This is a genomic window from Halorientalis pallida, assembly GCF_004118325.1.
Classification (GTDB): Archaea; Halobacteriota; Halobacteria; order Halobacteriales; family Haloarculaceae; genus Halorientalis; species Halorientalis pallida.
Map to the genome: position 1 here is coordinate 370,014 of NZ_RDFA01000004.1, position 6,270 is coordinate 376,283.

Genomic DNA, 6,270 nt, shown 5'->3' on the forward strand with positions numbered 1-6,270 from the left:
CCGACAGATGGCAGCAGTATTCATATCCTCTGGACGCGAGAGGGAGCTATGAGTCACCGACAGACTCCAACCGCACAGCGGCGCACAGGGTGGCCCGCGGAGGGTGAGTGAGATGGCGACGAGGGAACCGGACGAGCCGACCGGCGGGCAGTTGGCCGGCGGGCCGGACGACGGCACCGCCGGACAGACCCGGACGGACGAGGTGAGGGCGGCGACCGGGACCGGCCTCGACCCGAACCAGGGGGCGGCGATCGCGTACCTGCTGGGCGCGCTCACGGCCGTACTCGTGCTCGTGCTCGAAGACGACGAGTTCGTGCGCTTCCACGCCGTCCAGAGCATCGCGCTGACCGTGGTAGCCGTCGGGGCGTACGTCGTCCTCGGCGTCGTCACGACCGTGTTCGCGTTCGTGCCCCTGATCGGCGGCCTGTTCGTGGCGCTGTTCGCCATCGTCTCCCTGCTGATCGGGCTGGCCGGCTTCGGGGTGTGGCTGTTCGCGATGTACCAGGCCTACAGCGGCGAGTGGTTCGAGTTCCCGATCGTCGGCGGGTTCGCGCGACGGTACTGACGGGCCGGGTTCGGACGGTTCCGGCCGCGGACGCCCCCGTTCCGACGGGACACAACGTATCTAGAGGCTAGTTTCATAGTACTGACTACCAGAGTTCTCGCCACGGACGGAACGGTCGATTACCGGCGGGCGGCGGCCACACGACGCGAGTCTCGAAACCATGATTCGAAGCACACGAAACGGAGCGGACGGGCGACACGAACCGGCGAGCACGGCGAGGGCGGTGGCATGACCGCCGGGCTGGTCGTCGCGGTACTCGCGTCGTCGATAGTGACACAGATCACGGGACAGCTCCCCGGCAACGTCGCCGAACTCGTCGGGGCACTCCCGAACCCGACGACGCCGGCCGGCGTCCTCTTCTACGCCGCCTGGGGCGTCTTCGGCGTCGCCGGCGCGAAGAAACTCGTCGGCCGGATGCGCTCGGGCAAGGGCCCGGCACCGACGGTGAACCAGGAGGCGAGCCAGGTCAACACCGGCGCGACGACCGTCGGGTCGGAATCCGGCGGCGGCGCGAACGGCCACGGGAAGTCCGGGTTCGGCCAGTCGGTGGCGTTCACGCTCCCCGGGTTCCTGCCCGTCTCGAAGGGCATCAGGGAAGTGACGACCAACGAGGTCCACGCGCTGGAGCTGGGGGCGATCGTCGGCTTCGTCGCGGTCTGGTTGATCCACATCGGCCGGCGCGACGCCGGCTTCGGACTGGCCCTGGTGTTCGTCGGCGGATCGCTGGGTTACAAGCGCTACAAGTCGAAGGCGTTCAAGACCATCCGAATGGAGCCGTGGTACGCGCTCATGGCCTTCGCCGCCGGCGGCATCGTTGCCGCACTGGTTTTCGACCCCGCGCTGGTGACCCAGTTCCTCTGAGATGGTCGTCGACGACTTCGTCCGCACCGTCGGTCTCGGCGCGCTCGCCCCGCCGCTGCAGGTACTGGTCGCCACCGTCGGCGTCGGGCTGGGCGTGAAGGTCGGCGCGCTCGCGCTGTGGCAGCGGACCGACGACCTGATCGCGCCGACGACCTACCTGAAGCTCGGTACACTGCTGGCCGCCTCGGCGGTCGTCGTCGTGGTCGGCGTCCGCCGTGGCGTCTTCCAGGGGTCGGTCGGCGTCGGCGCGCAGACGGTGTACGCGCTGGTACTGGCGAAGGTCGTGGATCAAGTGTCTCTCATCCTGCGGAACTGAGTCAGCGCTGGCCGCCGCTCGTACGGTCGGCGTCGGGACTGGGCCAGGCCTTGTAGAAGACGTACGGCCGGGTACCGGCGGCTTCGGTCGTGTCGGTCCCCACGTCGGTCACGGCCACCTGGAAGCCGCTGTCGGTGAAGCCGGTGATCGTGAGTTCGTCGCGGCCGACGATTCGACCGCCATCGGCCAGCGAGCGGACCGCGGCGGCCACGCCGTCGTGGCGCGGGCCGGTGTGGGGTTCGTACGTCGAGCGCTCGGGATCGGTGGCGTCGTTCAGGACGTACTGGCGGATGCCGTAACTCCCCTCGCGGCCGCCGATGGCGGTGCCGTGGGACCAGCCGAAGCCCAGCGGCGAGGCCGGCGACAGTTCGTCGGTGTTCAGGGAACCGATCCCCAGCGTCGTGAACTCGATCAGGCGCGGCTCGAAGCCGAGATCGACCGACAGCAGATCGTTGCTGCCGGACTCGGGCAACTGGAAGTATCCGATGGTGGGCTGGCGGCCCCCGGTGTCGACGGCGACGTAGGTGACCAGTTTGGACTCGACGGAGCCGACTTTCGCCGGGCCGCTGTAGACCGTCTCGTATTCGAGGTCGATGCTGTCGCCGAGACTCGTCACTTCCGCGGTCGTCCGCCCGCGGATCTCGCCTTCGTAGGCGTACAGGAGGTGGAGTGCGCGGTCGTCGAAGGCGGCCTGTGCCGTGCCACCTGGCCCCGAGGGTTCGACGGTGACGTTGCGAACCAGCTGCCCCGGGTTCGCCCGGCCGACGACCTCGCCGTGGGAGAACCCGATGGGGAGGTCGGTCATCCGCCGGTTGTCGACCGTGCCGAGCGTGTTCGTCGCCGTGAGCGTGACGTGGTCGGCGTCGACGGAGAGCGGGATCGACTGGGAGCCGGGAAACTCCGGTGTTCGGAAGTGGCCGATCTCGACCTCGCTCCCCTCGCCGAAGGCGAAGGCCTGGTAGTGGACGACGTACTGGTCGCCCGCTCGGTCGCCGCGCAGACCCTCCACGTCGACGGTCATCTCGAACCCGTCGTCGGTGATTCCCGTCACCTGGCCCGCCACGCGCTCCGGTGGCGCGTCGTTGTGGACGTCGAGTTCCAGGGCGTGGCCGTCCGAGGACGCGCCCATCGCCGCGTCGAGGTTCCCCGCGTCGTCGGTCAGCGAGACGACGGTCTGAGGGATCGACCCGTCCGCGCCCCGCACCGCGCGGCCGTGGCTCCAGCCGTCCGAGCGGTCCGTCTCACCGTCGTCGGGCGAGCGCACGTTCGTCGTCGCGGCGAAGGTGAGCAGATCGGGCTCGAACCCGAGGCCCGACACCGTCACCGGCCCCGATTCGGGTGGCGTGAGGAAGGTCCCGGTCTCGAACCGCGCGGCCGTCGAGGACGGCGGCACGGTCGGCGGCTTCGGCGGCGCACTCTTGCCACCGCTCCCACCCCCGCCACCGGACGGGTAGAGGTAGTAGCCCAGTCCGCCTAGCCCCGCCAGCGCGAGCAGGCCGCCGACGATGGGGACCGCCTCGTCCGGGATCTCGGGGACGAAACCGCCGGGGTCTTCCTCGTCGGTGGTCACCGTGGGCGTCTCCTCTCCACCTGGCGTCTCCTCCGCGCCGGGCGTCTCGTCGAACTCGCCGGGCTCGGTGGTCCGGGGGAATCGCTCCGTGATGGGCGTCTCAGTGCCTGGCTCCCGGACCGTGATCGTCCCGCACTCGGTGACCTCGGAGCCACCCTCGTTGGTGCCGCGCGCGAGGACGGTGTACTCGCCAGCCGAATCGTAGGCGACGGAAATCACGAAGTCGTCCTCGTCGGTTCGTTCGTAGCGCTCGTCGCCGTCCACGTCGAATTCGACGGTCGTCGGGCCGTCTGATCCCGACGCGTCGACGGTCGTCGATTCGCCGATCGTAATCGTGGTGTCCTCGACGGTGCAGAACGTACTCGGCGGTGGCAGGCTGTCGCCGACGGACGCGTCGCGCGAGGTCACGTCCCGGGCCCCGTCGTCGTCGACGACCGTCACCGATGGGACGTAGTTGCCGGCCGCATCGTAGCTGTACTCGACCTGTGGCGAGGTCGTGGTGCGGTCGTCGACGTTGTCCCCGTCGAAGTCCCACTCGTAGGTCTCGATGATCCCGTCGGGGTCCGACGACCCAGAGGCGTCGAACGTGACCGACTCCCCGGCCCGCGGGTTCGAAGGCCGGACGTCGAGAACGGCGTCCGGCGACTGGTTGCTCGTGACCGTCACGGTCCCACAGAAGGCGGTGTCCGTGCGGTCGCCGTTCCTGACTCGAACCGACACCTCGTAGATGCCGGCTTCCTCGTAGACGTGACTCTGTCCCAGATTCTCCCGACCGGTGTACTCGTAGCTCCCGTCACCGTCAACGTCGAAATCGGCGACGGAAGCGTTCTCCGAGGCGGTCGCGTCGACGGTGAGCGACTCGCCGACCCGGACCGATTCGCGCTCGACGGTACAGGCGGCGGAGGGCTCGCGGGTGCCGACGAAGAAGTCGACGGTCGTCGTGGCCGAGCCGCCGTGTTCGTCCTCGACGTAGAGGGTGACCGTCTTCGTGCCACGGCTGGTGTAGGTGTGGGTCACCTGCCGGTCGGTCTCCCCGCCCGCCTCGTAGCTGCCGTCGTCGTCGAAGTCGTACCGCCAGACGAAGATGTCGTCGCCGTCGGGATCGGTCGTCTCGCCAGGGTCGAAGGTCAGCTGTTCGCCCACGGCCGGACTCGACGGGAAGTAGGAGAGCCGCGGGTCCGGATCCTCGTTGGGGTCGATCGTCAGCGTCCCACAGGAGGCCGTGTCCGTCGCGCCCGAGGAGGCGTTCCTGACCTCGACGGCCGGTTCGTAGGTGCCGGCCTCGTCGTAGGTGAACGAAAAGTAGGCCCGGTCGAACGTGTCGGTATCGAGAGTTCCGTCGCCCTGCTTGTCCCAGCGGTACGTGTCGGCATCTTCGGACTCGTAGGCGGTGAGCGTGATCTCGGAGCCCGGCGGTGCTTCCGTGTCCGAGAGCGTACAGCTAGCGGTCGGCTGTGCAGTGGACTGGAGTGTCGCGTTCACCGCTCCCGTGTCCGCGACCGGCTGGACGGCGGCACCGCTCGCCACCCCGGCGGTCCCGACGCCCGCCAGCGCGAGCACAGCCAGTATCGCCACCAGCGCGAGGCGGCGGGACGAGCGGTCGCCGGTCCTGAATCGGGATCCGTGCATGTGTAGGGTGGCAGAAGCACACTGCGCTCCTGCGGACGGTCCGGCAGCGGTCGTCGTGTCCGTGGCCGGACCAGTCGATGAGTCAATGATCCCAGCCGTGACAGATAAATATTCACTGCATACGTCCGAGAACTGGCCCAGCGGCGGCCGGGTTTCGACCGGCCGCTCGACGGGGTTCTTTAAGTACACCTGTCTCCGGGGCCGGGCAACGCCGAGTCGGAAAACCACCGGACAGAAACGGGAAACGACGACGTCTGCGCGGGAGAGTAAAATCACCTAGAGTCGGGATATTTATACACGTCCCGAGATGGGGACGCTATGACACGAGTTGCCAGGAGAAGGTGTGGCGCGGCGCGGCCGCCGCCGGCCTGTCACGTCGGCGAGGTGGCACGGTGACGCCGCCGCGACGGGAGCGGTCGCGGAGGGGGCACGTCGATGGCTGACCCCGAACTGTTCGGTCAGTTCGCGGACGAGGAAGACGAGCAGGAGGACACGAACCAGGGCGGGATCCATCCCGTCAGTAAATCCGAGGCCAAAACATACGTCGAGGGATCGCAACTGGACTGGGACGACCTGGAAGACAAGGTCACCGGATACGAGAGTTGGCTCGGGAGTACGATGCGGTACGCCCTCTCGCTGTCGGGACTGGACGCCATCGCCATCGAATTCTCGGTGTCGGGCGGGGGCGGCGCGATGATCGGCGGCGAAGCGGCCACCGGCGTCTCGGTCCTCTTCCCGCTCTGGTCCGAGTACGAACCGGATCCGGACGAGAAACACCCCATCGACGACGCGCCACACTGGTACCTGTTCACCAGCGTCGGCGTGGACGTCGGCGGAACCCTCGGTGGGAGCGTGGGCGTCGACGCCCAGGTCGTCTTCGCCGACCACTGGGGCGGCGCGGAACACATCTCGCGGAAGAGCTGGGGCGGCGGGGTCGTCTCCGTCGACGTCGAGGGAACCGCAGCACTCGGTGCGGGTGCCCAGTTCGACGTGACGGCCTACTTCACCAGCGCGACGAACTTCGAGAAACCCGAGTTCGGGCTATTGACCTGGGACGTCCCGGACCGGGGCTGGCACGGCGCCGGCATCGGGGCCGGACTCGAGACAGGTGCCAAGATCGAACTCAGCGGCGGGATCACGATTACCTCCGCTTGCGAGAATATCATCGACTTCGGGAACCCCGCCGTCCGGAAGGCGATGCAACAGTCGGGCAACGACATCCCGGAACTGGATCACTACCGGCGACCCGACACGGGGCCCGGCTTCATCCACTCGCTCATCGAGGGGTTGACGGGACTATGAGAACTGATCGACAGTACCAGCGGCAGA

At 68.3% G+C, this 6,270-nt stretch carries 5 protein-coding genes; 4 read left to right on the top strand and 1 reads right to left on the bottom strand.

The features are described 5' to 3' along the window. Window positions 1-112: 112 nt before the first annotated feature. From EAF64_RS13310 to EAF64_RS13320, 3 genes are all read left to right on the top strand, one after another. A complete protein-coding gene (locus EAF64_RS13310; protein ID WP_129069484.1) occupies window positions 113-565 on the top strand; it encodes a DUF4870 domain-containing protein in 453 nt (150 codons plus the stop codon). A gap of 228 nt (window positions 566-793) precedes the next feature. After that, the gene (locus tag EAF64_RS13315; protein ID WP_129069485.1) at window positions 794-1,426 is read left to right on the top strand and encodes a hypothetical protein; all 633 of its coding nucleotides are present in this window, start codon (window positions 794-796) and stop codon (window positions 1,424-1,426) included. A 1-nt stretch (window position 1,427) separates the two neighbouring features. Continuing rightward, on the top strand, window positions 1,428-1,742 hold the full coding sequence (locus tag EAF64_RS13320) for a hypothetical protein (RefSeq protein ID WP_129069486.1): 315 nt from the start codon (window positions 1,428-1,430) through the stop codon (window positions 1,740-1,742). A gap of 1 nt (window position 1,743) precedes the next feature. Here the strand turns inward: EAF64_RS13320 and EAF64_RS13325 are convergent, their stop codons facing one another. Beyond that, on the bottom strand, window positions 1,744-4,941 hold the full coding sequence (locus tag EAF64_RS13325; protein WP_129069487.1) for a PKD domain-containing protein: 3,198 nt from the start codon (window positions 4,939-4,941) through the stop codon (window positions 1,744-1,746). Between the two features lie 435 nt (window positions 4,942-5,376). On the opposite strand from EAF64_RS13325, the gene EAF64_RS13330 reads away from it, so the two are divergent. Next, entirely contained in the window at window positions 5,377-6,243 is an 867-nt protein-coding gene (locus tag EAF64_RS13330) for a hypothetical protein (RefSeq protein WP_129069488.1), read from the top strand. Window positions 6,244-6,270 lie beyond the last annotated feature (27 nt).